Raw genomic sequence first — 26,611 nt, 5'->3', positions numbered from 1 at the left:
GCGACCAGTCCCCCGGCTGGTCGATTCAGTTGTGTTAGTCCATCAACAAGGAAATCAATCCATGAAGCGATTCAATCTCGACCTCGTCCAGGCCCAGCGCACGCTGAAGTCCATGCTGATGGCCACCCTCTTCGTCGGCGCAGTATTCGCTCCGCAGGTGTTTGCGTCGGGCCCGACCGACTTCGGTGGCACCGATGAGCGCGTTTGCGGCTTCTTTGCCAACATCAACGGCCTGCTGAACATTGCTTCGATCGCCGTGGTGACGATTGCCGTTATCTTTGCTGGCTACCAGATCGCCTTCGCCCACAAGCGCATCGCCGATGTCGCGCCGATCCTCATCGGTGGCGTGCTGATCGGTGCTGCCGGCCAGATCGCCCGGATGCTGCTGGGTGAAGGCAGTGATGGCAACTGCTCGGGCAGCTCGGCTGCCGTCATCAACAACGTGCTGCAGTACTACAGTGCATAAGAACGTCCTGTTCCGCGGCTGCACTCGCCCTGCGATGTTTCTGGGCGTTCCCTACCTGCCATTCTTCATGGTGGCAGGTGGGTTGCTGCTGTTGAGCGTCTATACCAATTTCTGGTTCCTGCTCGCCATTCCAGTCGCGATTTTCATCATGCGACAGATGGCCAAGCGGGATGAGCTGATTTTCCGCCTGCTGGGCCTGCGTCTACTCTTCAAGTTCAAGGCGCGCAACCTGCAGGACCACGATGGAATGTGGGTGTTCAGCCCGAACCACTACCGGAAGAAAGCCGCCCGCACGGATTGACGGGCATCGGCAGGCGGGTGCCCGCTCCCGCCTGCCACTTTGTAGTTCCCTGGCGCACTTTTTGGAAGCAGTCGCATGTTCTCTCCAGATACCTCCATCAGCGAGTTCGTTCCTCTCTCGTCACACGTGGCACCGAACGTGGTCAAAACCACGGGCGGGGACTATCTGTTGACGTGGTACCTGGAAGGCCTGCCGTTCGTCGGTCGCGAGGAGTGGGAGCTGGAGCACCGGCACAATACCTTCAACCGCCTGTTGCAGACCCTGCGTGCACCAGATTTCGTCAATGTGGCCTTCTGGGTGCACGACATCCGTCGCCGACGCACGCTCAAGGGCAGCAGTCGTTACAACCAGCGCTTCAACCAGGACGTGTCCGATCAGTACATGGGCATGCTGTCATCGCAGCGCATTATGCAGAACGAGCTTTACCTGACGATGATCTATCGTCCAGTCGTGGCCGGTAAGCGCTTCGTCGAAAAGTCGGCCAGCATCGACAAGCTGCAGGGGGAACAGGATCAGGCGGTGGAAAAGCTCCTTGAGCTGGCCGGCAACGTTGAAGCAGTCATCCGCGATTACGCGCCGTACCGCCTGGGCATGTATGAAGCCAAGAATGGTGTCGTGTTCTCCGAGACGCTGGAGCTGTTCGGCTACCTGATCAACAGGGTCGACGAGCCGGTGCCGGTGCTGTCCGCCCCGGTGAAGGACTATCTTCCGATCAGTCGCCATATGTTTTCGGCGAAAACCGGTGACTTCGTCATCAATACTCCAAATGGTGTCAATCATTTTGGTGCCATCCTCAACATCAAGGAGTATGCAGAGGGTACATACCCCGGCATTCTCAATGGTTTGAAGTATCTGGACTACGAATACGTCATCACTCATTCATTCAGTCCGATGGGGCGACAAGACGCGCTGAAGGTGCTGGATCGCACCAAGGGCATGATGATTTCGTCGGGTGACAAAGCTGTCAGTCAGATCGCCGAGCTTGACTACGCGATGGATCAGCTGTCTTCGGGCAACTTCGTGTTGGGTGAGTATCATTTCATCATGGCCGTGTACGGCGACAGTCAGGCGAAGCTGTCTCAGAACGTCGCCACGACGCGCGCTGAACTGTCCAACGCCGGTTTCGTGTCGACCAAGGAAGATCTGGCTGTCACCTCGTCGTTCTACTCGCAGATTCCGGCCAACTGGCGCTTCCGTACGCGCCTGGCCAACGTCAGCTCGCTGAACTTCCTGGGTCTGTCGCCGCTGCACAATTTCGCCACCGGCAAACAGCACAACAACCCGTGGGGCGATTGCGTTACCACCCTGCAAACCACCAACGGTCAGCCGTACTACTTTAACTTCCATGCGACCCACCCGTCGGAAAATTCGCTGGGCGAGAAGGCGATTGCCAATACCATGGTGATTGGTAAGTCGGGTACCGGTAAGACGGCATTGATCAACTTCCTGCTGAGTCAGGTACAGAAGTACGAGCCGTCGCCGACCATTTTCTTCTTCGACAAGGATCGCGGTGCTGAGATCTTCGTGCGCGCTTGTGGTGGCAACTACTTGGCCCTGGAGAACGGTGCGCCGACAGGCTTCAATCCTTTCCAGTGCGAAAACAACGAAAGCAACGTGCAGTTCCTGGCCGACCTGATCAAGGTGCTGGCCGGCAAGCGCGAGTACAGCGCCCGCGAGGAAGAGGACATCTACCGGGCGGTGGAAAGCATGCTCGACACGCCGATGCACCTGCGCAGCATGACCAATTTCCAGAAGAGCCTGCCCAACATGGGCGACGACGGCCTTTACGCGCGCATGCGCCGCTGGACGTCGGGAAATTCGCTGGGTTGGGTGTTCGACAACCCGGTCGATACCGTGGACCTGAGCAAGGCCAACATCATCGGTTTCGACTACACCGACATCATCGACAACCCAGAAGTGCGAGTGCCGGTCATCAACTACCTGCTGCACCGCTTGGAGTCGTTGATCGACGGCCGGCCGCTGATCTACGTGATGGACGAATTCTGGAAGATCCTGGATGGCGAGGGTGGGCTGAAGGAATTCGCCAAGAACAAGCAGAAGACCATCCGTAAGCAGAACGGCCTCGGCATCTTCGCGACGCAGAGCCCGGAGGATGCGCTGAAGAGCGACATCTCCGCAGCGCTGATCGAGCAGACCGCGACGCTGATCCTGTTGCCCAACCCGAACGCCAGCAAGAGCGACTACATGGACGGCCTGAAGCTGACCGAGGCCGAATTCAAAGTGGTCACTGCGCTGGACGAGCGCTCGCGATGCTTCCTGGTCAAACAGGGCCATGCGTCCAGCGTGTGTCAGCTCAACCTGCGGGGCATGGATGACATCCTGTCGGTCATCTCCGCATCGACCGATAACATCGAGGTCATGCATCGCGTCCTGCAGACCGCCGCAGTGCGTGCACGGGTCACCGTCGACGAGCTGACCCCGGACCAGTGGCTGGACACCTTCTACAAGAATCGAAAGGGCTCGGGAAAGCGGGCCGATAAGGACGAGGAGGCGGCATGAAGACCATCACCGATCTGCACAAGGAAAATGCCATGGCAAATGAAACCCGACAGAGCGCGCCGCGTCGCCGGCGCTTGGCGCCGATCTTTGCCGCCATGCTGACCTTGGGTACAACGTTCAGTACCGGCACCCATCAGGCGCAGGCGATGACTGTTTATGACCCTGCGAACTGGATCATGAACTTCCTGCAGGAATACAAGTCCGCTGGCGAGTACCTCACCGAGGCCGGGCGCTGGTCGGAAACCGCCGCGCAGTACATGAAGACGGTGGACAACTGGATCTCCAGGCTGCAGAACTGGTACCAGATCATCGCTTCACCCCTGATGCCGCCCACGCCTGTGCTTACCCGGATTCCCGAGAACTGGAACGTCGCCGAGAAATGCGGAGGCGGTTCGATGGTCAGTCAGGAAGGCCTGATGTCGTTGCTGGGTGTCAGCCCGGGTGGCGACATCGGTGCGCAGCAGCGCTCCATCTGTGCCTACATCCAGGTACTTGAGAACAAAAAGTACAACGAAACCGTCGACGTGGTGACCAAGTCGATGCCCGCCATGGAGCAGATGCTGGGGCAGCTTCGGAACATCCGCAACGCGTTTCGCAACGAGGGTGCCTTGCAGGAGGATATTTCCAACAATACGGCCAGCCAGCTTGCGATGGACAAGGCGTTCAAGGAATGGGAAACCAAGATCAAGGTGTACGACCAGCAGATTGCCGCCCTCCAGGGGCGCCAGCGCAACCTGACCGAGCGCGCACTGAAAGGCGAAAGCAACCCGCTCGGCACCGTGATCAAGGCAGCCGCGCTGAAAGCAGCTCTCTCCAAGTGAACCACGTGCGTAAAGCACTCCAGCAGGGCCCCGATACGGGGCGGGTGATGTGATGAGTCAGGGAATGATGCAGGGCATGGTGATCGGGGATCTGCTGCACGGAACGCTGTTCGCCTCAGTGGGCGACTTCGTGTTCTTCAAGCTGATCCTGGAGTACCTGCGAGAGGAGATCGCCAACTTCGGCGAAGGCGTGCTCGGTCGCATGATGACCTGGGTCGGCTCGATCGCCCTGGTGCTGATGACGCTGTGGGTGCTGATCCAGGGCTTCCGCATCGTGACCGGGCGCAGCCGCGATTCGATGGCAGCGCTGGCCACGAACATGGCGCGCGCGGCGCTCATCGTCACCGTGGCCACGTCGATGGCGATGTTCGGCAAGGATCTGCAGTCCTTCCTGACCCAGGACGTCCAGGACGAGATCACCTATGTGGTGACCGGCAAGGACGACACGGCCGAAGAGCTGATCGATCGCAATCTTGGCTACATGCAGTTGGCGCTGACATCGGTAAGCGTGCTGGATGTGGCGGGCGACGTCACCCTGGACAGTGCGAAGACGCGTGCGATGTGGTTCATCGGCCTGGGCACGGGCGGTCCGGCAGTCACTGCCGGTGCCATGTTGCTGCTGTACCAGGTCGCGATGGCCATGTTCATCGGCTTTGGCCCGCTGTTCATCCTGTGCCTGCTGTTCGAGCAGACCAAATCGTTGTTCCAGCGCTGGTTGTTCTATGGAATCGGTACCATGTTCTCGATGGCCGTGCTGGCAGCAATGACCGGCATTGCGATGGAAATGGTCGCCCGCGTCGCTGCTTCGTTCTGGGGTGCGTCCGCGTTGGGCGCGCTGTTGAGCACCAACCTGACCGAAGGCATGAGCAGCATGGCGCTGCAGCAGGGCGGCATGGGGTTGATCCTCACGACGCTGATTCTGACTGCTCCCCCAATGGCTGCGATGTTCTTCCAGGGTACGCTGGGTACCTTCATGGCATATTCGCAGATAGGCGGTAGTGCTGGGTCGGCTTCTCCTGGCCCGCAGGGTCAGCCGCCGGGTTCGTCAGGTTCGGGCGGAGGATTCTTTATGCCCTCTGTTCCGACCAATTCCAAAGCATCAAGTCAGGTTCCTGTTCAGGACACAACGCCTCGGTTCGCAACTGCATCAGAATCTCAGGTTCAAACTGGGCAACGTGGAAATGCTGGCGCAGGGAACTCATAGCCCCCCCCCCGGAATTTGGAGTGTACGATGCGAAATGAGTTTTTAGCTCCGTGGAAGTTGGAGGGTGCCATGCATAGAGTCGTTAGCTCGACAGTACTTATTGCGCTGATTCTTTGCATGGGGCCAGCCTTAGCAGAAGGTGGGTGCCCTCCAGGGTCGTATCCTATCGGTGGGCAGGGCGTTCAAGGCTGCGCGCCAATACCCGGGACGAGTAGCGGTGCTTCCGGCCCAGCAGTTTCTGCGCCGCCTCAGCCACTGGGCGAATGGTTGACGCGATGGGGGGCTGTAGCCGAGTCGCCAACTTCAAGTCTCGTCGGCACATCTTCCAATGAATCGAGCGAACGGCGAGCAGTAGCTGTGGCCATCAAAAAGTGCGCGGCGGAAGGTGCAAAGGACTGCAAGTCTTCTGTAACGTACTACAACCAGTGCGTTGCATTTGCGGTGCCATCTTCAGGGAAGGGACAGGGCTCGCTGGATACGGCGGTTGATGCAGAGACTGTGGCCGGAAACGCAATCGAGCATTGCAAGGACACGGGGGGGGGGGAGTGCACCGTAGTCTATTCCGAATGTTCCTTGCCCGTTTTCAAAAAGTTCTAGGGCTGCCTTCGGTGATCCAAAGAACGACGAATCAACGCAGCTTGTGGGTAATCAAAGATGCCTCGCTTTCAGAGAGATGACGTGGGATAGAGGCAGTAGGATCGAAAGTGGATATTGGTTCGCAATATTTTTCTCTGGCATGAATTGTGATTGCCGTTTGGCTCTGTTGTTTTAATTTGGATCTGCACTTTGCGTCCGTGTTTTTTCTCAGAAGGTTGTTGCTCGCCTGGCTTTAGATGCATATCACGCAGGCATTAGCCAGCTAGGTGATATTCCGTGCGATTGGAGGAGTGACTCCACGCCCGAGGGTTGGGACGCCCCGCCGGAAGGCTCATGGGTAGCCGCGCATATTCGTAGATGGCTGTTAGTGCCCTGCCAAAGTCGCTGGGCCTAGTGGTCCGCCGCCGGATTCGTCGCGTTCGGGTGGTGGGGTATTCGCGCCGGCGAAGCCATTTACGAATAAGGCAGTCGCAGCAATTAGCCAGCTGGCCATGCTGAAGATTCATAGCGATGAGGTCAGACATGCTTCATCAGGGCTCAGACGTAGCGCACCATCTGCCAACTCCTGAAAGCCCGCATTGTTCGACTTGGGTGCTGATCCAGGGCTTCCGCATCGTGACCGGGCGCAGCCGCGATTCGATGGCAGCGCTGGCCACGAACATGGCGCGCGCGGCGCTCATCGTCACCGTGGCCACGTCGATGGCGATGTTCGGCAAGGATCTGCAGTCCTTCCTGACCCAGGACGTCCAGGACGAGATCACCTATGTGGTGACCGGCAAGGACGACACGGCCGAAGAGCTGATCGATCGCAACCTTGGCTACATGCAGTTGGCGCTGACATCGGTAAGCGTGCTGGATGTGGCGGGCGACGTCACCCTGGACAGCGCGAAGACGCGAGCGATGTGGTTCATCGGCCTGGGCACGGGCGGTCCTGCAGTCACTGCCGGTGCCATGTTGCTGCTGTACCAGGTCGCGATGGCCATGTTCATCGGCTTTGGCCCGCTGTTCATCCTGTGCCTGCTGTTCGAGCAGACCAAATCGTTGTTCCAGCGCTGGTTGTTCTATGGAATCGGTACCATGTTCTCGATGGCCGTGCTGGCAGCAATGACCGGTATTGCGATGGAAATGGTCGCCCGCGTCGCTGCTTCGTTCTGGGGTACCTTCATGGCATATTCGCAGATAGGCGGTAGTGCTGGGTCGGCTTCGCCTGGCCCGCAGGGTCAGCCGCCGGGTTCGTCAGGTTCGGGTGGTGGCGCAGTGTTTATGCCACCTGTTCCAGTTAATTCTGTGGGGGGCAGCACAAGGGGGCGGCTGGGTCCCAGCTTGGTGGCTTCGCTGATTCCGGCCCGAGCACCGGCCAACGTGGTGTGGCAAACAACGAACGAGGTTGAGGTCAGATATGTTCATTCCCTTGATGCGCTTGGCCCTCATTTCATTGGGGTACTTCGCGGTCTCTTCGGCGCATGCCGAGGGAGCTTGCCCGCCGGGGATGTATCCCATTGGTGGGCAGGGTGTCCAAGGTTGCGCGCCGATTCCAGGCGCGCAGGGAGGCGGGGGAGGCGCACCTTCATCCACGCCAATGCCCCCGCGTCCGATGGGTGAATGGATCAAAACTTGGGGGGCTCTTGCAAGCCCGTCCGAGGGAAAGCAAGGGGGGGCTTCAGTTAGTGAGCTCACCGAAGGGGCCGCCAGGCGCAAGGCACTGGAGAACTGCGAACGGCAGGGCGGTGGGCGTTGCAAGGTGGACTTTGTCTACCAGAATCAGTGTGTCTCAGCAGTCTCCTCTCCCGAGCTGGTGTCCACTGGAACGAAATACGTCAGCGCTGCTACAGAAGAAGAGGCAACACAGGCCGCCTTACAGGACTGCAAAGCGGCGGGTGGAACGCAATGCAAATCCATCTACTCCGCGTGTACTATTCCCTTCTTCAAGAAGTATTAGGGGGGCATTGAACGACTCACTGCGAGCTGTGCCGTATTGCCACCGGTTGTCAGCCGATGCAAAGCTGTTTGCCACCTTTGGTGTAGTGCATCATGCAATTGAATTTTTTGCTGCTGAGCGCGTGGGCAAGCACAAGCAGGCCCGCCGCGAGATTATTCTGGCCGAGATTGAATCGGTAGTGTCTTGGAGGATACTACTGACTCAGATTTCCTCACAATTGCCCACGCTCTGGAAAAGGCGATATATCGGTCAATACAGCCGAGAGTCTGGTGATGCTTGTGTCCAACCTGACCGAGGGCATGCCGCATAACGCTCCTGTATAACGGTGTGGCTTCATCCCGAAGCTGCTGATTCTGACTGCCCCCCCCAATGGCTGCGATGTTCTTCCAGGGTACGCTGGGTACCTTCATGGCATATTCGCAGATAGGCGGTAGTGCTGGGTCGGCTTCTCCTGGCCCGCAGGGTCAGCCGCCGGGTTCGCACGGTGGTGGTGGCGGTATGTTTAAGCCGTCTGCCCCTGCAAACAATCAGAGTCAACAAGCGCCACTTGAAGGCGTAACGCCCAGGTTCCAGAACGCGGTTGACACGCCGGTTCAATCTGGCCAGCGGGGTAATGCTCCGACAATGAATGCTTGATTCGGAATATGGAGTGCGTGATGAGGCGGATCTCTGTACTGGCGGTTTCACTTGTTTCTCTTGCACTTTCAGCTTCGGCTTTCGCTGAAGGGAACTGTCCATCCGGCTACTATTCCATCGGTGGTCAGGGTGTGCAGGGCTGCGCTCCGATTCCGGGGGGCTCTTCGGGTGGAGGGCCGGCCCAGGGGGGCGTGCCACAGCCGCCGAGGCCTTCAGGTGAGTGGTTGACCAGGTGGGGAGCGGTGGTGCAGTCGCCAACGTCCGATCTGATAGGTACGTCGGCGAACAAGACGAGCGAGGCTGCTGCCGAGACCGAGGCGCGGCGCATTTGCGAGTCGGAAGGTGCCAGGGACTGCAAGACATCGCTCACCTATTACAATCAGTGCGTGGCATTCTCCGTGCCGAATTCCGGAAAGGGCAGAGGCTCCGTCAATACGGCGGTGGATCTGGCTACAGCAAAGAAGAATGCACTGGCAAGTTGCAATGATGCGGGCGGGGGGCGTTGCGTAATCTCGCATACCGAGTGCTCTGAGCCAGTTTTCCGGGAGTACTAGTTGCAGATGAGCTGTTGGTTTATGTGAGCCAATGCGTAACGCCAGCATTCTGTAATCCAGCCGCGCAATGCAGTTGACTGACTGTAGCTTCTGGAAGGAACTATGATTCCCGCAATCCTTGCTATCCCGTTGCTGCTGGTTGGAGTGATTTGCTCCAAGATTGCACATGCCGAGGGCGGCTGCCCGCCGGGCATGTACCCCATCGGGGGCTAGGGTGTGCAAGGCTGCGCCCCGATTCCAGGCGCAGGGGGGCGGAGTTTCGCAGCAGAGCCCGTCGCCGCCCCCCGAGACCTTTTTATAAGAACCTGGCGGCGTCGCTGTATCCCCGACTACGTCAGTTGTCGGTGTTTCGACCGGCCAGCTTTCGAAGAAGGTTGCTGGCCCGTGCCCGCGCTGAGTGTGCGGCCGTGTCCAATCCGACCGAAGGCATGCCGCATGACGCTGCGGTACGGGGCATAACTTCATTCTGACTACGCAGGTTCTACCGCGCCACGATGGCCGCGATGTTCTTCCGGGGTGTCTTCAGCACCTTCATGGCATATTCGCAGATAGGCGGTAGTGCTGGGTCGGCTTCGCCTGGCCCGCAGGGTCAGCCGCCGGGTTCGCAGGGTGGTGGTGGTGGCGGTGGTGCGCACATGCCTCCGCAGCATTCGGTGAACAGGGCCGATAGTGCTGCCGGGCAGGTTGCCATGCCAAAGATCAACGATGTTACGCCCGCCTCTCCTGGCCAAAGAGGTAATGCTGTACCCAATGGCTCTTGATTGATCGTGCCGCTCGAGATTTGAAGAGGGTTTCTTATGATTAGTTTGCGGTCCATACGCCTTTGCACTCTTGGATTCGCTTTTCTGGGGGCACATGTCGCCTACGCGGAAGGCGGCTGTCCCCCCGGCTCGTATCCTATCGGGGGCCAGGGTGTGCAAGGCTGCGCCCCGATTCCAGGTGCAGGGGGCGGAGTTTCGCAGCAGAGCCCGTCGCCGCCCCCGAGACCTTTGGGTGAATGGATAAGAACCTGGGGCGGCGTCGCTGTATCCCCGACTACGTCAGACGCCGGTGTTTCAACCGGCCAGCTTTCGAAGAAGGCTGCTGAGCGCGATGCCATGGCAAATTGCGCAGATAGCGGAGCACGAGACTGCAAGGTAAGCGTTACCTACTTTAATCAATGTATGTCTTGGGTAGTGCCCAGCGGCCGCACAGGGAATGGCAGGTCTGGAATTGGTACCGGCCCAACGCTCGAGCGTGCGGGGGAAATGGCGCAGGGAATCTGCCAGAACGATCAGCCAGGGGCATGCACTGTGATCCACGAGAACTGCACGGAGCAGATCTTTAAAAAGTACTAGCCGATCTTTAGTTGCGGTGTAGGTCTGGCCCTTGCGAGTGAATATCCACTCGTTCGGAAGTAACGAGGATCTCTAGTCGAAATGCCATCGTTTGACGTTGGTTGAGCTGGCCATTCGACCGAGAATCTGGAAGTTGCCCTCGCCGAGGACGCTCAAGAAGAAATGGCCTGATGTGGTGACCGGAGCATGACACGGCGGAAGAGCTGATCGATCGCAACCTTGGCCACATGCAGCTGGCGCTGACATCGGTAAGCGTGCTGGATGGGGCGGGCGACGTCACCCTGGACAGCGCGAAGAGGCGTGCGATGTGGTTCATCGGCTTTGGCCCGCTGTTCATCCTGTGCCTGCTGTTCGAGCAGACCAAATCGTTGTTCCAGCGATGGTTGTTCTATGGAATCGGTACCATGTTCTCGATGGCAGCGCTGGCAGCAATGACCGGTATTGCGATGGAAATGGTCGCTCGCGTTGCCGCCTCGTTCTGTGGTGCTGCCGCCTTGGGCGCGCTGTTGAGCACCCACCTGACCGAAGGCATGAGCAGCATGGCGCTGCAGCAGGGCGGCATGGGGTTGATCCCCACGACGCGGATTCTGACTGCCCCCAATGGTCGCTATGTTCTTCCAGGGTACGCTGGGTACTTCATGGCATAGTCTCAGATAGGCGGTAGTGCTGGGGCGGCTTCGCCTGGTCCGCAGGGTCAGCCGCCGGGCTCGCAGGGTGGTGGTGGTGGTGGTTTCACGCCGTCGATGCCGACGGCAACTCAGGGAACCCCTGTCTCGCACGGTACCCAGGGCACCAGTCGTATTGCCGGCCAAGACACTTCGGGCATGGTGGTTCCCCCAGACTGGTAAGCGTGGTGCAGCATCTTCGGATTGAGAAGGCGGAATAGTATGAGCTCGAAAGGTATACAAGCCCTTTGCATGGGGGGCCTGATGGTTCTTGTTTCTGTATGGCCATTCCACGCTGCCGCTGAAGGTGGCTGTCCGCCTGGCATGTACCCCATCGGTGGGCAAGGGGTGCAGGGTTGCGCGCCAATCCCTGGCGCTAGTGGAGCGAGCTCTCAACAGTTGCCCGCACCTCCGCCGCGACCAACTGGGCGATGGCATAAGACGTGGGGGGCCATGGCCATAGGGCGAGGTGGAGATACCGGGGTTTCGAAGGGGAAGGACTCAAAAAGAGAAGCCGAGAAGGTGGCGCTTGCCCAGTGCGCAACTTGGGGCGCAGATGACTGCAAGGTCATGCTTGCCTACGAGAATCAATGCGCCGCAATAGCGACCCCCAAGGCATCCAACACCGGTTCATCGTTTGCAGGTGGTCCAACCGTACAGAGCGCGTCCGACACTGCAATGAAGTCCTGTACTAAAGAGGGAGGCTTGCAGTGTGAGATTGTCTATTCTGACTGTAGTGAGCCTCGATTCGAGAGTTTCTGACAGGGATGCCTGACGCAGCGGGCTGCAGGCAAAGGGGCGAATTCGGTCAGGCCTCGGGCAGTAGAAAAAACGGAGAGTAGCGGTGGATGTCCCCCGGGCATGTATGCTATCGGGGGCCGGGGTGTGCAAGGCTGCGCCCCGATTCCAGGTGCAGGGGGCGGAGTTTCGCAGCAGAGCCCGTCGCCGCGCCCGAGACCTATAGGTGAATGGATAAGAACCTGGGGCGGCGTCGCTGTACCCCCGTCACGTCAGACGCGGGTGTTCCAACCGGCCAGCTTTCGAAGAAGGCTGCTGAGCGCGATGCCATGGCAAAGTGTGCAGTGGGCCGACTTTGTAGCGCGCCGAGAGTCTGGCTCAAGGAATTTGTGAGAACGATAAATCGGGTGCCTGCGAAGCCGTCTAGAGCGACTGCACGGAGCCTTTATTTAAAAAGTATTGAGGTTCCAGAAAGAGCCGTTTCGCTCGCAGCCCGTCGCGAGATCATTCTTGCCGGAATTGAACGGGCAGCGTCCTGGAAGACACTGCTGGCTTACATCTGCCACGTTATCCTTGCTCGGGCCGCGAGGGCTATCGCTCTGCGAGACGGGCGCAATGCCGGGCATTCCTCTTCGGCAGTAGTGGTATGCGTTGAGCGCCTGGGATGAAAAGAAGGTTGGAAAAGATCGCGTTAATGGGGCTGTTAGTCTGGTTCAGCGCGTTGGATGCGATTCCGGACGAGGCAACGATCCTCAATAATGTTGTTGGCTCCGAGGGGGGCGTATCTGCAAATCCGCATAAGCGAGCTGCTGGGTTTCTGGGCAGCCAGCAGGGCTTAGCCCTTTTTGGGCTTGGCTTCTCCCCCTCTGATTCACTGTAGGAAAGTTCCGATACTATAGTTCTGTTTCGAGCGTTATTGTATTCGTCCTGGTGGCGCAAGATCTGCGCCCGATCTGGCGACGAGTGGAGAATGGACATGCAGAAGCGCATGACGCACATGGGATGTGGGCTGGTTGCCGTGCTGCTGGTAAGCGGCGGGGCGATCGCGCAGCAGAAGTCTGGCCTGGAGGGGTTGCCGCCTCCCGGAACCATGACCGCACAGATTCCTGAAGGCAGGGAAATGTATATCGGCATGGCGGTTAGCGATGCCAAGCAGCAGGTTGTAACCGCTGTGGGTGGTTCGGAGGTAGAGGCCAAGTTGATGGCACGACGCGACTGCAGCAAGAAGTGGGGCGGATGCGAAGATCTGACTACTTTCCCGATTCGTCATTACTGCATGGTGATCGCCAGCGATGCAGACTCCCGGCCCAACGTCCGAGCCACCTTCGTTGAAGCAGGTGATGGTCGCACGGTCAAAGCTGGCGAATTGAGCCGCAAGGCGATGGATCGTTGCCAGGCGTCGGGTGCGAAGAAGTGCGGGGTGCAGAGTGAATACTGCTTCTGACCGTTGCTTGCGCTGGTTGTGCACTGTCCTGCTCGCGGCTGCCGTGATGCCGGCGATGGCGCAGAATGGTCGTCAGGCGCAGATGCAGCAGCACGCGCAGAACGTCAACAATTACGTGCAGTGGCAGCAGAGCCAGCAAGCCAGCAGCTATGTGTACACCGAAGAAGACTATATCGCCGACCAGATTGCGCGGAACATCGCTGCAGCCCGCAACGCGCAGCTGAGGAAGGACGCCAAGCGCGACTGGTGGGGTTCGCTGGCGGTCAACACTGAAGATGGGGCGTGGTACGTCCATCTGAACGACGAGACAAGCGACGATGCGCTGACCAACGCCATGAAGCAGTGCAAGGGCGTCTGTTATCCGATTGTCACCTTTGCCAACACGTGCGTGGCCCCGGCGTACAGCGGGTACGGCGGAATGTACCTGGGCCATGGCGCCAGCAAGCAGGAGGCTGCGGCCGGCGCCGGCAGCGCTTGCGTCGCGGCGGGTGGTAGCGATTGCAAGAGTCCGCCAGAGCAGGCTTTCTGCACTGGCTGGAAGTACGGCTACAAGGCGGCCGAGCGCTTCATCCAACGCGTTTCACTGAACGTTCTAGGCAAGGTTGCGGATCCGAAGTTCCAGCCTTTTCCGGGGGCCACGGAGTTCATCGCAAAGCCGCTCGACAAGCGAGGCGCGTCCACGGGAACCGCAAAGGATGGCCGCATGGTGGCCAACATGGCCCAGTCTTGGAGCGCGATCGCGGCAGGCAGTGCGCCCAAGGCCTACGCGATCCATATGGGCTTGAACGAGCGTGATGCACGTGACACCGCGGTCAGCCAGTGCGGGGCAGGTGACTGCAAAGTGGTGGCTGCGTTCACGCTTGGCCAGTGCGCCGCAGTGGTCCGTGCCCGCAGCAGGGGCAGTGACGTTGTGCAGACCTATTCTGCCGTGGCCGGGACGCTGCCCGAAGCGGAGGAAAAGGCAGTGGGAGAATGTATCGATGCCGATGCGAAGGCCTGTCCTCTGGTATTCAACAACTGCATGTGACGCTACGGGCGATTTGGGGGCGCTGCGCCGCCCGCGTCCCTCTTGCTTCGTGGATGTGGACCCGGATTTTGTGACTGGTGGCTCCATTTCAAGCTTGCGCTCTTCGACGCAATAGACCTCCTCGCGCTAAGCTCTCCTGGCGTCAGAAAAATGACGCTTCGGCGCTACCGATTGCAGGAGCTTTTCCGTCCATGAGGACCCTGTCTGCCCGTTCGACGGGTGACGCTTGCCACCATCGCTGCCACGGTGCTCCCGGAGCTATCATCCGCATCTGCAGGGTGACCGGCGCGGCCGGGCAACGCCCCCGTGCCCGTCATCAACGCGGGCATCGGCAAGACGACATTGAAGGAGTGGGAGGGGATGGACGACAGGTTTGGCGCACACATGGACGATGCCCTGGCATTCGTTCCGTCCGGTGCGAACCTGCTGGAAGCCGTCAGGGGCGAGCTCAACGGCGATGGCATCGAGTACCAGCTGCTGGTCATCGACCAGCCGACGCCGGAAGGGCTGGTGCCCGGCCAGCACGGACCAAACCGGGTGCTGCTGTTGCTGCGCGGTGACGGGCGCGGGCGCTGGCAGCTGGCCGCGCGTAACGACAAGCTGGTGCCGTGTTCCACCCGCGGTGGCCTGGCTGGCGACCCTTTTGCGTATGCAATGGTTGAGGAAGACACCTTCAGCGTGATCACCAACGGCGGCAGCCGCGAGCGCTGGAGCAGCACGTACCGGTTCCGTTACGCATCGGCGGACAAGGCGTGCTGGGTGGATGGGGTAAGACGCAAGGTTGTGGATATCGAGACCGAGGCGACCAACATCCGGGATTTCTCGGTGGCGGAACTGGGCAGGGTGCGGTTCGAGGACTTCGACCCGTCCAGTGTCGCCGAGGTGTCGCTTCCATGAGCCAAGCTCCAACCGGCGGAAAGGAATCCGCGTTGATGAACATCCAGGAGTTGCACTGTGTCGACCGATAGAGAATCGCAACTGCTGCGGCAGGCGACGAAAGCCGGCATCGACTCCCCCCTTGAACTGGCCAATTTCATGGCCCAGGCAGGGCACGAGTCGCGCGGCCTGAGCCGGCTCAACGAGAGTTTCAACTATACCCGGGGCATCTCGCAGATCCCGGTCGAAGCGGCGTGGCGCAATGGCACCGAGGCGCTGGAGTCCGCGCGCCAGGAAGCCCTGCGAGGGCGTCCGGATGATCTGGCCGAGCTGATGTATGGCGGCCGGATGGGCAATGACGCGCCCGGAGATGCGCTCAAGTACCACGGGCGCGGTTATCTGCCGCTGACCGGCAAGGAAAGCTACGAGCGCGCCGGCAGTGCGCTGGATCTGGATCTGGTCAACCAGCCCGACTTGGCATCGGAGCCGGAACACGCAGGTCGCATCGCGGTGTGGCAGTGGCAGAACCGTGTGCCGGAACACGCGCGCGAGGACGTGCGCGAGGCTACGTACGCCATCAACGGTGCCGTCAACGGGGTGGAGGACCGGCTCAAGCGTTTCGAGGCGTGGCAGCAAAAGCTGACCCCGGACGTGATGGACCGGCTTGCCCGCGGCGAAGTGGGCGAACCTGCACAGTTGCCTGAGCGCGCGCGCGATATGTCCGATCCGGCCCATGCCGGCAACCGGTTGTTCACCGAGGCACGGGGGCATCTGCAGCAGATGGGGCCGCAGAGTGGCCTGCGCAGCCAGCAGGAACTGGACAATGCTGCCGGGGCCTTGGCGTTGAGCGCACAGAAGGCAGGGATGAGCCGTATCGATCACGTGGTGGCCGGTACCGACGGCAGGGCGCTGTTTGCGGTGCAGGGCGTCATGGGGGACCCGGCGATGCAGCGCTCGATGGTGCAGCGTGAGGCCGCTGCCCAGCTGCCGCTCGAGCAGAGCAGCCAGCAGTTGGCGGCCGAAGCCTCTTCCCGCCAGGAACAGACCGCTTCGGTCATCCGCGAGCAGGAGCAGAATCGCTCGCGATCGCTGTAATCTGGGCACCGCCCGGCAGGTCGGAGACCGGCGGGCCCATCGCACGACACCGAGCACCCTCGGGTGCCTACATGGATCTCTTTGTAAGGACACAACATGCGAAACACTTTCCTGCGTTCTCAAGCGGCCCAGCGTGGCCGCGCTCCGGCACTGTGGCTGCTGCCGCTGGGGCTGGCTGCCGCCATGGCCCACGCACAGCAGGCACCGGACGCCCCGGCGGCTCCCGCCGTCGAGGAGCCGGTGCCAGCACCGGTAGTGGCCGCGGCGGACGCGCAGACGCCCGCTAACGCCGCAACTGATGCCGTAGCTGCACCGGCTCCCGTCGCCGCGGCTGAGCCGGTGCCTGCCCTGGTAGCTGCACCTGTGCCGTCCATGCCCCCGGCGCCCGAACCCGCACCGCAGCCGCAACCGGCGACGGGCGTGGCTCCGGAAGCCGTCTCTGCCGAACCCGCGAGTGCACCGGCACCTGCGGCAGCACCGATGGCACCGCCGGCCGACGTTGCCTCCACCAATGCTGCGCCTGTCGCAACGGCTCCTGTCGCAGCTCCTCCACCGGCTCCCGCGCAGGTGCCGGCCCCGACTGCCGCCGTCGCACAGTCGCCCGACACCGCGCCAGCCTCTGCGCCGGTCCCGCTACCCGCGCCGGCCCCCGTCGCACCGCCGATCATCCCGTTGGCACCAGACCAGGCCGCCGAGCGCCAGCTCGGTGCGCGCTGCCCGGTCGATCTGGCCGGTCGCCTGGCACCGCAGGGCGATCTGATGATCGGCGCCTGCCAGGGCGCGTTGCCGCCGCACCTGTCGGCGCTGCTGGTGGCCTTGCCTGAGCAGGACATCCACCTGCCGCGCAGCTGGCGCGAGCGCGAAGTGCGCCAGAAGGCGTGGTTCAAGGCCGTGGCCGGCGTGGGCCAGCGCCCGGACTTCATCGCCCGCCTGGGAGACATCTGGGTCCGCTCGTTTGAAGGCGCGGATGCGTCGACGACCACCTACCTGGTCTCGGCGCCGTTCGACTGTGCCGATGGCGCACTTCCAAACGAGAACACCGCAGAGCCCGTCCGACTCGCAGCCGGCAGTTGCGGGCAGGCCTACGTACGCCAGCGCGTGTACCAGGTGGGCAGCGATGGCGTCCCGCAGGACATCACTGCAATGGCAATGCCGGCGGCACCGTTGATCGCCGAGGCCGATCGTGCCCGTCACCGCACCCGCGAAGGCAGGATCAGCCTGGACCACAGCAAGTTGCAGTACGGGCCGGCCATGCGCTGGTTCGTGCAATACCCGGAATCACCGCAGAAGACCGGTCCGCACAGCTTCAGTGACTGGAACCGCGAACACCTGGCCTTCGTGGTGTGGAACGGCACCCGCTTCGAGCTGCGCGATACCGTGACGCGCGCGCAGTGGCCGTGTGATCCAGTGGCGCCGGGCGACAAGGCCTGTGGCGGATTCCCGGACTCGGGCCCGGATGCGTACGTGCTGGCAGGGCCGGCGGCAAACTCGGCGGTCTCCAGCCCCTGATCGACCTCGGAAATGACGGGAGCCGGCAGTGCCGGCTCCCGTTTTCATTCCAGCAAGCGTCTCAGGCGTGCAGGCTGCGCTGGGTCGCCTGGGTCTGTTCCAGCTGCTGCTCGCGTGCCAGGGCTTGGCCGGCAGCCTGCTGCTCGATGCGCTGGCTGCTCTGCTCCAGCGGCGTGTTCATCGCGCGGGTGGTGTCGACGGACACGCGCAGATGGCCGGGGTCGCCGCCCTCACCCTGCAGGGCGAAGCTGCGTGACGCGTCGGCACTCATCAGTACCTCGTCGATCCGCTGTCCGCCGGCGGCATGCATTTCCGCAGCCAGCGAGCCTGCCAGTTGCGCGCTCATGCCATCGGGTGTGCGGCCGACGCGGGCGTCCTGTGCGTGCACGCCACGCAGGGCATCATTGAACAAGGGGTTGCCGACGTGGCCGGCGTCGTCGATGCGCAGCATGCCGATCGGGCGCCCCTGCCGTTCGGCTTCACGGCGCGCGGGTTCGCCCGGTTCCAAGGGGCCACGCAGATGGTCGAAGAGATCCTTGACCCCACCCGGCAGGCCGCGCGTACCGGTGGTCACGCCACTGCGCAGCAGCTCCATCTTGTCCCGGTACTCGTCGATCATCTTGACGTTGTCGCGGGCCAAGGCCTGCGTCTCCGGCCTGCCCAGCACCGAGTCGTCGCCGAGGAAATTGACCAGCTTGTGCGAACCAAAGGAGTTGGCGGCCGCGCCAAGTGCACTGTCGGGAATCAGGATGCGCAGACGGCTGTTGCTGAAGCCCCAGTCGCCCAGCGTGTCGATCTCCTGGGGCGTGGCGTATACGCGCACCTGGCCGAAGTGCGGCGAAGCGGCGCTGACCGGGTCGGCTGCCATGACGTGGTTGACAACGCTGGTGCCGCCTTCGGGAATGCGGTAGCCAAGACTGGCCGCGCCATAGGCGTTGAAGGTCTCGCCCTTCAGGTTGTAGTGGTGCGCGCTGATCTGGGCCAGCGCGCCGCCGAGCGAATGCCCGGTGACGGTGACCTCAGGTGCCTGGCCGAGGTCCCGCCCTTCCTTGGCAGCGTAGGCGAGGGCGCGCTGGGTCAGTGCAAGTGCATCGGCGGCCTGCACGTTGTAGCGGGCGACCACCATGCCGCCATCGGCGAGGAGGCCATCGCGGGCGATCTGCTCGGTGCCGCGATGTGACACCACGATCTCCTGCGTGTCCACGCGCTGGTAGATCGTGCCTTGATAGCCATTGAAGCGGTTGCTGACGTGCTCGAGCACCTTGTAGTCATGCCCATTGAGGGAAACATGCTCTTCCTGTCCGGGGGCGCGGCGACCGACTTTCAGGTCGCGATAGGCATCGTTGGACAGCGCGGCGTAGTCCTGGCTGCCGAGGGTCACGGCTGCACCTCATCGGCCGTCAAGGTGGCAGAGAACAGCGTGTCCTGCAGTTCCGGGCGGAACCGGCTGGCGTCCTTCTGGCCGGTAGCGCCGTAGTCGGGCAGGTCCGCCACGCGTGGGTAGTCGCCCTGCGGATAATGGCGCGTCTCACTCTGGCCTTTGACGAACGGATCGGCCTCGATGAAGGACAGGAAGCGCGTCTCGCCATCGGCGCCGGTCGCCTTCAACATCGCGCCGGCGCCACTGAAGGCCCAATGGCAGACGCCGCGGCCGTAGTAGTCCTCGTCGAGCATGCGGTCCAGGTAGACGGTGCCGCGGTACTCGTTGTCGGTGACCCTGCGCAGCGTCACCGGCTCCTGGCTGGTGATGCGGGCGGGAGCGCCGGTGGCGGGCTCGATGTAGCCGCACTGCGCTTCGTTGCTGACATCGTACTGGGCAACGCCTTCGACCACGGCAAAGCTGCCCGGCGGGTTGTGCAGGCGCAGTACCAGTTCATAGGCCTTGCGCGGTGAGGGGTTGAGCTTGGCCAGGCCACGTCCTCCCTGGGCGACGTCGGACTCGGCGGAAGCAAGTTCCTGGTTCATGGCGGTCTCCGGGCTGCAGGCAATCAGTAGAAGCAAGGCAAGACACGGGAGGGATGTGCGGCGCACTGTCAGCCTCCGGTCGGAGGAGTGGGCGCGTTCGCGACGGGGCACGCTGCAGGCGACGAAGGTGCGCGCCGCACTGGCGAGGAAGGACGGGCAATCACGGCATGTCTCCTTTCCTTGGTGACCACGATCCCGGACCCGGGAAGGCTAGATTGCGCGATTCTCGCGGCAGAAAAGTGAAATAGTCGAAATTTTGACGCTATCAAACTGGATTGGATGCAGCGAACTGTGATTCGTATCCGGATTTCACACGTGGGGTACGGGCATCAGGCGCGGGCCGTTGCTTCCTCGATGCGGCATGATCAAGGTGCTTACTCCGTTCCGACGACGTGCCGACGATGCTTTCCATCCGCCCTGAACTGCCCGCAGACGCTGCTGGAATCCACTTCCTGACCGAAGCGGCCTTCCGCAATGCGCCGCACAGCAGCCACACCGAACACCACATCGTCGACGCATTGCGTGAGCGCGGCGAGTTGAGCATCTCGCTGGTGGCAGAGGATGCGGGCCAAGTGGTGGGTCATGTCGCGCTGTCCCCGGTCAGCGTGCAGGACGGCAGCCAGGACTGGTTCGGGCTCGGGCCGATTTCGGTGCTGCCGCAGCAGCAGGGGCGCGGCGTGGGCACGGCATTGATGCGGGCCGCGCTCGAGGCTCTGCGCAAGAGGGGCGCGCGGGGCTGCGTGCTGTTGGGCGAGCCGGCCTACTACGGGCGCTTCGGCTTCCGTGCCGTGCCGGATCTGGTACTACCCGGCGTGCCGGCGGAGTATTTCCAGGCCCTGTGCCTGCAGCCACCGATGGCACAGGGGGAGGTGCGTTACTCGCCGGCGTTCGACGTGGTTGCCTGACCGGGGAACGGCCGGCGTTCCAACCGCCGATCAGCCTGGATGGCGCAGGTGGATGAGGGGATACGGACGACCCTGCGAATCCACCGGCGAGCGTCCGGTTTCGATGAAACCCATGCGCCGATAGAAGCCCACGGCCTGCGCATTCTGCGCGTTGACGTCGGTGGTCAGTTGCGGCTGCAGTGCCAGCGCATGCTGCAGCAGCTGGCGGCCGATACCGGTTCCGCGCACGTCGGGATCGATGAACAACGCTTCCATGTGCGAGCCGTCGATCAGCATGAAACCCTGCGGCTGGTCCTGGTCGCCGACGGCCACGACCATCGGGGCCTGTGGCAGGAAGCCGGCAACTTCAGCATCGATAGCCTGACGGTCTTCGGTACTGAGGAAATCATGGGTGGCGTCGACGGCCCGGCGCCAGAGATCGACGAGAGCGTCGCCATCGGTGGTGCGGGAAGGGCGCAGGGTGGTCATGGGATCGGCCAAGGTGCTTTGCAGTACCCGGATTGTACCGGTGCGACACCCGCAAACAGAAAGCCCCGCCGAAGCGGGGCCTTGGATGTCACCGTTCGCTGCGCCTTACTGCACGGTGCAGCCGGACAGTGCCGGGAAGCCGATGACTTCGCCATTGCCGGTGCAGGCCAGCGTGACCTTCTGGCCCTTCTTCAGGCTGGCAGCCACGTCCTTGGGCAGGTCGCTGGCTTGTACGAAGCCGAACGGCTTGGCGCTCAGCTGCACGACCGGCTTGTCCATGAAGTCCGAGCTGATCGAGTCGACCGTGCCGGAAACCAGCAGCGCCTTGCCCTTGTACTTGCCATCGGCAGCGATCTCGTTGTCCTGGTAGTCGCTGAACATCGTGGTGGCGGTCACTTCCACAGCCGAGGCGGAGGCCGCAGCGGCATCGTTGGTGACGGCGGTGGCTGCCGGTTCTGCAGCCTTGGCGGCAGCGTCTGCCTCCGCGGCGGCGGACGAGACGCTGGCTTCAGCAACGGCCGCATCGTACTGGTCCTTGCTCTGCGCGCTGATGCCGCTCACGGTGCCGGCAAAGATCGCCAGGCCGACGAAGTACACGATCGGCGAAACGATGATCGAGCTCAGCAGCTGGAACAGGCCCTTCATGGCGCCGCCCTTGGCCATCGCGACGATGGCGAGGATGAAGGCCACCAGGTTCAGCGGCCAGCCCAGGAACAGGCCCAGGCCGGGGAACGGGACGAGGAAGCACAGCCAAGCGATCGCCAGCGTGATCCATGCGGCTTTTCCGGCAGGACTGGCCTGCACGGTGGTTTCTGCAACTGCGTTCAAAACTACCCCCTGTAGAGATCGAAAGGTGAAATCGCTGCCAGCAAGCAGCAGTGCACAGTCGTCAGATGACGAAAACGCGGTCGTAGCGTGAAGGAGTCTTCACGGCAGATCAAGCGGCGATGCAGCGTTTGCCGGTGCGGCGCTTCGCATCCGCGCAGCGGAAGCGCCAAAAGGCCTGCGTTACACTACGCGCGCGCTCATTCCTTGAATCCGAGAAACGCCATGACTGATACCTTGGGCGTGCCGGTGCACGACGTCGACGAGAGCTGGATGCGCCACGCATTGGCATTGGCCGAACGTGCGCAACGCGAGTTTGACGAGATCCCGGTCGGTGCGGTGCTGGTGGGTGCCGACGGTCAGCTGCTGGGCGAGGGCTGGAACCTCAACATTGCCTCGCACGATCCCAGCGCGCATGCCGAGATCGTGGCCATGCGCGAGGGCGGGCGGATGCTGGCCAATCACCGCCTGATCGGCAGCACCCTGTATGTCACCCTGGAGCCGTGCGCGATGTGTGCGATGGCGATCGTGCACGCACGCGTGGCGCGCCTGGTCTACGGTGCCAGCGACCCCAAGACCGGCGCCTGCGGCAGCGTGTTCGATCTGGTCGCTGATGCCCGCCACAATCACCGCGTGGAGGTCCATGCCGGCGTGCTGGCCAAGGAAGCGGGCAACCGCCTGACCAATTATTTCAGGGCCAAGCGTGGCAAGCCGCCGCTGCTGCTGGAGGACCACGCTGGCGAGGGCTGAGTGGCGAAAGGGTATGATGGCCGCCACTTCCCTTTACCGGCCGGCCTCGTGCCTGCCCAGCAACGAGGCGACACGATGGCAGAGAACGGCGCGGCCAACGAGCGGCTGATCTGGATCGACCTGGAAATGACCGGGTTGGATACCGACAACGATTCGATCATCGAGATCGCCACCGTGGTCACCGATGCCCAGCTCAACGTGCTGGCCGAGGGCCCGGAGTTCGCCATCCATCATCCGCTGGAAACGCTGGAAGCGATGGACGAGTGGAACCGCAACCAGCATCGTCGTTCGGGCCTGTGGCAGCGCGTCATCGACAGCACCACCACGCTTGGCCAGGCCGAAGCGCAGACCGTGGCCTTCCTGGCGCAGTGGATTCCGGCCGGCGTGTCACCGATGTCGGGTAACTCCATCTGCCAGGACCGCCGCTTCCTGCACCGGCAGATGCCGCGGCTGGAAAAGTACTTCCACTACCGCAACCTGGACGTGTCCACGGTGAAGGAACTGGCCAAGCGCTGGGCGCCAAGCGTGGCTGCGGGCGTGGGCAAGAACAGCAACCACACCGCACTGAGCGATGTGCACGATTCGATCAACGAGCTGCGCCACTACCGCCAGTTCATGGGCGCGCTGTCGGGGCTGCCGAGCCCGTGAGGGGGAGTGCCGGCCGCTGGCCGGCAATCGCCTGATCCCCGCCGGCGGCGCAGGGTTGTCGTCCAGCGGCCGGCACCACCCTGTGTTCAACTCCCTGGCGCTAAGATCGGCCGCATGAACGAGCCCATCCTGCTGCCCCGCGATATCGCCCACGACGCTGGTGACTGGTCTGACCTGCAGCGGGCGGTAGCACTGCTGGAAGCCCCCACGATCACCGCGCGCATGGCCAACCTGGTCGGGACGCCGCTGGAGTTCGCGGTGAAGGTGCTTCCCACCTCGGTGTCCAACCGCATCCACGGTGCGGTGCAGGCGGCGTTGTCCAAATCGGTGCAGGCCGCGCTGTGGAGCATGGACAACACTCCTGGCAAGGGCGCCTCGACACGTTGGCACAAGCTGGCGGCGGCGACGTCCGGCGCGGTGGGTGGGGCGTTCGGTTTCGCTGCGCTGTTCATCGAGCTGCCGGTGTCGACCACGATCATGATGCGCGCGGTAGCCGACGTTGCCCGCAGCGAAGGCTTCGATCTATCGCAGTTCAGCACCCGCCAGGCCTGCCTGGAGGTGTTCGCACTGGGTGGCAATTCGCCGCGCGACGATGCCAGCGAGACCGGCTACTACCTCGCCCGTGGTTTCACCACCGATGTCATGCGCCACCTCTCGGCCGAACTGGCCGGGCGCGTGGTGACCGGACGTGACCTGACCCTGGGCGTGGCGCCGAAGGAAGCCGGCAAGCTGCTGGCCAAGCTGGTGGAAAAGGTCGCCGCCCGTTTCGGCGTGGTGGTCACCGAGAAGTTTGCCGCGCAGGCGGTACCAATCGTCGGTGCGGCGGCCGGCGCGACGCTCAACACCATGTTCACCGACTACTACCAGGACATGGCCCGCGGCCATTTCATCGTGCGCCGGCTGGAGTTGAAGTACGGCGAAGAGGTCGTGCGCGCCTGCTATGACCGTGTCGCCCACGGCGGGGCGTTGATCGAGCCGACGTTGTAACGATGGGGTCGGAGCCCTTTCCTGCGGAAAGGGATCCGACCCCGACCGCCGCAGGGAAGGGCTCTGACCCTTGCCTGCCAGGCACAACTGTTTTGCGTGGACGCGCCTGTTGCGCGCGCAGCGCCATCCCCATCCTTGCCGGCAGTCCCCCGCAAGAGAGTGCCGCCATGTTGTTCACCCCCCACCGCCTGGGCGCGCTGACGCTGCCCAACCGTATCGTGATGCCACCGATGACCCGCTCGCGTGCGGCGGCCGGCAATGTCGCCACCGCGCAGATGGCCGAGTACTACGCCCAGCGCGCTGGTGCCGGGCTGATCGTCAGCGAAGGCACCCAGATCAGCCCGCAGGGCCAGGGCTATGCCTGGACCCCGGGCATCCACAGCGACGAACAGGTGCAGGGCTGGCGCAGGGTCACCGATGCTGTGCACGCGGCGGGTGGGCGCATCTACGCCCAGCTCTGGCATGTCGGCCGTGTCTCCCATGTGGCCCTGCAACCGGACGGCGCGGCGCCGGTCTCTTCCTCGGCACTGCTGGCCGAAGGGGTGAAGGTCTTCGTCGACCCGACCGGCGCCGGTCCGGAATCCGGCGTGGGCGAAATGATCCAGCACTCGATGCCGCGCGCGCTGGGCGAGGACGAGATTCCGGGCATCGTGGCCGACTATGCGCAGGCCACCCGCAATGCACTGGCTGCCGGATTCGATGGCGTCGAGCTGCACGGCGCGAACGGCTACCTGATCAACCAGTTCATCGACTCGCAGGCCAACCAGCGTACCGACGGCTATGGCGGCGCGCTGCGCAATCGCCTGCGCTTCCTGCGCGAGGTGGTGCAGGCGGTGGTCGATGTTGCTGGCGGCGAGCGTGTCGGCGTGCGTCTGGCGCCGCTGACCACGCTGCAGGGGGCGGTGGATGACACGCCGCAGGCGACCTATCTGGCTGCCGCACACCTGCTGGGCGAGCTGGGTGTGGGTTACCTGCACATCGCCGAGGCCGACTGGGAGGATGCCCCGTTGATGCCCGTCGCGTTCAAGCAGGCGCTGCGGATGATCTATCCGGGCACGTTGATCTACGCCGGCAAGTACACCGCCGAGCGTGCCGCGCAGGCGCTGGAGGAAGGCTGGGCGGACCTGATCGGCTTCGGTCGGCCGTTCATTGCCAATCCCGATCTGCCCGAGCGCCTGCGCAGCGGCGCGGTGTTGAATTCGCCCGATCGCGCGACGTACTTCGGTGGTGGCGCGGCGGGATTCACCGACTATCCGGTGCTGGAAGAGGTAGTCGAGGCCTGAAGCAGCGTCCGCCGGGCATGGCCCGGCGCTACCGATGACGGCGGATGGGTGCCGGCCACTGGCCGGCACTGCCGATCAGGGCTTGTCGCGCACCAGTGCATCGGCCTCGACCACGCCGCCATCCTTGCCATGCAGGTACAGGTGCATGTCCTGCTGCGGATACGGAATGTTGATGCCGGCCTTGTCGTAGCCCAGCTTGATCTGTTCGAGCAGGGTGACCTTGGTGCCGAAGTGATCGGCCGACTTCACGTAGCAGCGGATGCCCAGGTTGATCGCGTGCGCACCCAGCTCGTACACCACCACGTCCGGTGCCGGCGTCTGCAGCACGCGCGGATCGGCCTTCATCAGGGCCAGTGCGGTATCACGCGCCAACTGGATGTTGTCTTCGTAACCGATGCCCACCACCAGCTCGACGCGGCGGGTGGGCTCTGCGGTGAGGTTGATGATCGGTGCGGCGGTGATCAGCGTGTTCGGAATGGTGGTGTGCTGGTTGTCCGCGCCGGTGATCACGGTCTGGAAAATGCGTACCTCGCGAACCGTGCCGGTCTGCCCGGCGATGGTCACCACATCACCCACGCGGAACGGACGCAGGGTCACCAGCATCACGCCCGAAGCAATGTTCGACAGCGAATCCTTCAGCGCCAGGCCAACGGCGAGGCCGGCGGTACCGAGCACGGCCAGCAGCGGAGTGATCTGCACGCCCAGCGTACCGATGGCCAGGATCACCACGATCACCAGCGAGGCCGCGTAGACCACGTTGCGCAGGAAGCTGCCCAGCATCGGGTCCACGCCCATGCGCGAGGTGGCGCGCGGCATGGCATTGGACAGCCGTCGTGCCAGCCACATGCCGACCAGCAGCACCACGATCGCGGCCAGCAACGGCACGCCGTAGGTCTCCAGCAGGCGTTCCCAGTCGAGTGAGCGGAACCAGGAGGTCGTGGCGGGGGAGGGTGGGGCAGCGGCGATCATGCGGACTCCTTTGCAACGGCAACAGGTGCGACGGGAACATGGCGTACGCGGACGCCAGAAACAGCAAGCCCCGCAGAGGCGG

The 26,611-nt window shown here is 62.7% G+C and carries 24 protein-coding genes and 3 pseudogenes; 22 read left to right on the top strand and 5 right to left on the bottom strand.

Features of this window, described 5'->3' with window-relative positions; translation table 11 throughout:
- Nucleotides 1-61: 61 nt before the first annotated feature.
- The 17 genes and pseudogenes from J2X70_RS09515 to J2X70_RS09435 all read left to right on the top strand — a co-directional run bounded on the left by J2X70_RS09515 (nt 62) and on the right by J2X70_RS09435 (nt 17,729).
- Entirely contained in the window at nt 62-466 is a 405-nt protein-coding gene (locus tag J2X70_RS09515) for a TrbC/VirB2 family protein (RefSeq protein ID WP_025878715.1), read from the top strand.
- Entirely contained in the window at nt 459-767 is a 309-nt protein-coding gene (locus J2X70_RS09510; protein ID WP_025878714.1) for a VirB3 family type IV secretion system protein, read from the top strand. Before J2X70_RS09515 ends, J2X70_RS09510 begins: the two co-directional genes overlap by 8 nt.
- A 75-nt stretch (nt 768-842) precedes the next feature.
- Nucleotides 843-3,287, top strand: coding sequence for a VirB4 family type IV secretion/conjugal transfer ATPase (locus tag J2X70_RS09505; protein WP_080148515.1), 2,445 nt, complete (start codon nt 843-845; stop codon nt 3,285-3,287).
- Nucleotides 3,284-4,108, top strand: a complete 825-nt coding sequence (locus J2X70_RS09500) for a hypothetical protein (RefSeq protein WP_025878712.1) — start codon at nt 3,284-3,286, stop codon at nt 4,106-4,108. The genes J2X70_RS09505 and J2X70_RS09500 overlap by 4 nt, the downstream gene beginning before the upstream one ends.
- 64 nt (nt 4,109-4,172) lie before the next feature.
- Entirely contained in the window at nt 4,173-5,312 is a 1,140-nt protein-coding gene (locus tag J2X70_RS09495) for a type IV secretion system protein (protein ID WP_218789510.1), read from the top strand.
- A gap of 1,185 nt (nt 5,313-6,497) precedes the next feature.
- Nucleotides 6,498-7,148 (top strand): annotated as a pseudogene (locus J2X70_RS09490) (type IV secretion system protein); the annotation flags it as partial.
- Between the two features lie 797 nt (nt 7,149-7,945).
- Nucleotides 7,946-8,059, top strand: a pseudogene (locus tag J2X70_RS09485) (IS5/IS1182 family transposase); the annotation flags it as partial.
- A gap of 136 nt (nt 8,060-8,195) precedes the next feature.
- Nucleotides 8,196-8,484, top strand: a pseudogene (locus tag J2X70_RS09480) (type VI secretion protein); the annotation flags it as partial.
- Nucleotides 8,485-9,835: 1,351 nt separating this feature from the next.
- Nucleotides 9,836-10,375: a DUF4189 domain-containing protein gene (locus tag J2X70_RS09475; RefSeq protein WP_309910085.1), complete on the top strand. Its 540-nt coding sequence runs from the start codon at nt 9,836-9,838 to the stop codon at nt 10,373-10,375.
- A 227-nt stretch (nt 10,376-10,602) separates the two neighbouring features.
- Complete coding sequence (locus tag J2X70_RS09470; RefSeq protein WP_309910083.1) at nt 10,603-11,022, top strand: type IV secretion system protein; 420 nt, start codon at nt 10,603-10,605, stop codon at nt 11,020-11,022.
- Between the two features lie 240 nt (nt 11,023-11,262).
- A complete protein-coding gene (locus J2X70_RS09465) occupies nt 11,263-11,802 on the top strand; it encodes a DUF4189 domain-containing protein (protein WP_306431521.1) in 540 nt (179 codons plus the stop codon).
- 652 nt (nt 11,803-12,454) lie between these two features.
- A complete protein-coding gene (locus tag J2X70_RS09460; protein ID WP_139784886.1) occupies nt 12,455-12,658 on the top strand; it encodes a hypothetical protein in 204 nt (67 codons plus the stop codon).
- Between the two features lie 90 nt (nt 12,659-12,748).
- Complete coding sequence (locus J2X70_RS09455; RefSeq protein WP_140227284.1) at nt 12,749-13,222, top strand: DUF4189 domain-containing protein; 474 nt, start codon at nt 12,749-12,751, stop codon at nt 13,220-13,222.
- Entirely contained in the window at nt 13,206-14,249 is a 1,044-nt protein-coding gene (locus tag J2X70_RS09450; protein ID WP_309910077.1) for a DUF4189 domain-containing protein, read from the top strand. Before J2X70_RS09455 ends, J2X70_RS09450 begins: the two co-directional genes overlap by 17 nt.
- Before the next feature lie 360 nt (nt 14,250-14,609).
- Entirely contained in the window at nt 14,610-15,146 is a 537-nt protein-coding gene (locus J2X70_RS09445; RefSeq protein ID WP_032952144.1) for a hypothetical protein, read from the top strand.
- Nucleotides 15,147-15,203: 57 nt separating this feature from the next.
- A complete protein-coding gene (locus tag J2X70_RS09440) occupies nt 15,204-16,220 on the top strand; it encodes an XVIPCD domain-containing protein (protein WP_309910076.1) in 1,017 nt (338 codons plus the stop codon).
- Nucleotides 16,221-16,892: 672 nt separating this feature from the next.
- Nucleotides 16,893-17,729, top strand: a complete 837-nt coding sequence (locus J2X70_RS09435) for a hypothetical protein (protein ID WP_279208993.1) — start codon at nt 16,893-16,895, stop codon at nt 17,727-17,729.
- Between the two features lie 61 nt (nt 17,730-17,790).
- Here the strand turns inward: J2X70_RS09435 and J2X70_RS09430 are convergent, their stop codons facing one another.
- Nucleotides 17,791-19,110, bottom strand: a complete 1,320-nt coding sequence (locus J2X70_RS09430; RefSeq protein WP_309910074.1) for an XVIPCD domain-containing protein — start codon at nt 19,108-19,110, stop codon at nt 17,791-17,793.
- Nucleotides 19,107-19,760 carry a hypothetical protein gene (locus J2X70_RS09425; protein ID WP_080148522.1) on the bottom strand — a complete coding sequence of 218 codons (654 nt, stop codon included), beginning with the start codon at nt 19,758-19,760 and terminating at the stop codon, nt 19,107-19,109. The genes J2X70_RS09430 and J2X70_RS09425 overlap by 4 nt, the downstream gene beginning before the upstream one ends.
- A gap of 335 nt (nt 19,761-20,095) precedes the next feature.
- Here J2X70_RS09425 and J2X70_RS09420 point away from each other — a divergent pair, with 335 nt between their 5' ends.
- Nucleotides 20,096-20,599 carry an N-acetyltransferase gene (locus J2X70_RS09420; RefSeq protein ID WP_309910072.1) on the top strand — a complete coding sequence of 168 codons (504 nt, stop codon included), beginning with the start codon at nt 20,096-20,098 and terminating at the stop codon, nt 20,597-20,599.
- A 30-nt stretch (nt 20,600-20,629) separates the two neighbouring features.
- Here the strand turns inward: J2X70_RS09420 and J2X70_RS09415 are convergent, their stop codons facing one another.
- Both J2X70_RS09415 and J2X70_RS09410 read right to left on the bottom strand, forming a co-directional pair.
- Nucleotides 20,630-21,067: an acetyltransferase gene (locus tag J2X70_RS09415; RefSeq protein ID WP_033831414.1), complete on the bottom strand. Its 438-nt coding sequence runs from the start codon at nt 21,065-21,067 to the stop codon at nt 20,630-20,632.
- Nucleotides 21,068-21,172: 105 nt separating this feature from the next.
- Nucleotides 21,173-21,895 carry a hypothetical protein gene (locus J2X70_RS09410; RefSeq protein ID WP_309910069.1) on the bottom strand — a complete coding sequence of 241 codons (723 nt, stop codon included), beginning with the start codon at nt 21,893-21,895 and terminating at the stop codon, nt 21,173-21,175.
- A 222-nt stretch (nt 21,896-22,117) separates the two neighbouring features.
- Here J2X70_RS09410 and tadA point away from each other — a divergent pair, with 222 nt between their 5' ends.
- From tadA to J2X70_RS09390, 4 genes are all read left to right on the top strand, one after another.
- Complete coding sequence (tadA, locus tag J2X70_RS09405) at nt 22,118-22,642, top strand: tRNA adenosine(34) deaminase TadA (protein WP_025879268.1); 525 nt, start codon at nt 22,118-22,120, stop codon at nt 22,640-22,642.
- 75 nt (nt 22,643-22,717) lie between these two features.
- Nucleotides 22,718-23,290 (top strand): oligoribonuclease, encoded by a 573-nt coding sequence (orn, locus tag J2X70_RS09400; protein ID WP_025879267.1) that lies wholly within the window; start codon nt 22,718-22,720, stop codon nt 23,288-23,290.
- Nucleotides 23,291-23,404: 114 nt separating this feature from the next.
- A complete protein-coding gene (locus J2X70_RS09395) occupies nt 23,405-24,277 on the top strand; it encodes an EcsC family protein (protein ID WP_309910066.1) in 873 nt (290 codons plus the stop codon).
- A 167-nt stretch (nt 24,278-24,444) separates the two neighbouring features.
- The gene (locus tag J2X70_RS09390; protein ID WP_025879265.1) at nt 24,445-25,560 is read left to right on the top strand and encodes an alkene reductase; all 1,116 of its coding nucleotides are present in this window, start codon (nt 24,445-24,447) and stop codon (nt 25,558-25,560) included.
- A 75-nt stretch (nt 25,561-25,635) separates the two neighbouring features.
- On the opposite strand, the gene J2X70_RS09385 is transcribed toward J2X70_RS09390, so the two are convergent.
- The gene (locus J2X70_RS09385; RefSeq protein ID WP_025879264.1) at nt 25,636-26,529 is read right to left on the bottom strand and encodes a mechanosensitive ion channel domain-containing protein; all 894 of its coding nucleotides are present in this window, start codon (nt 26,527-26,529) and stop codon (nt 25,636-25,638) included.
- Nucleotides 26,530-26,611 lie beyond the last annotated feature (82 nt).

Origin of the sequence: Stenotrophomonas sp. 1337 (assembly GCF_031455455.1) — a bacterium.
Taxonomy (GTDB): Bacteria; Pseudomonadota; Gammaproteobacteria; order Xanthomonadales; family Xanthomonadaceae; genus Stenotrophomonas; species Stenotrophomonas indicatrix.
The sequence above is the reverse complement of the archived record's forward strand: the minus strand, read 5'-3'. Positions and strand labels throughout refer to the sequence as shown.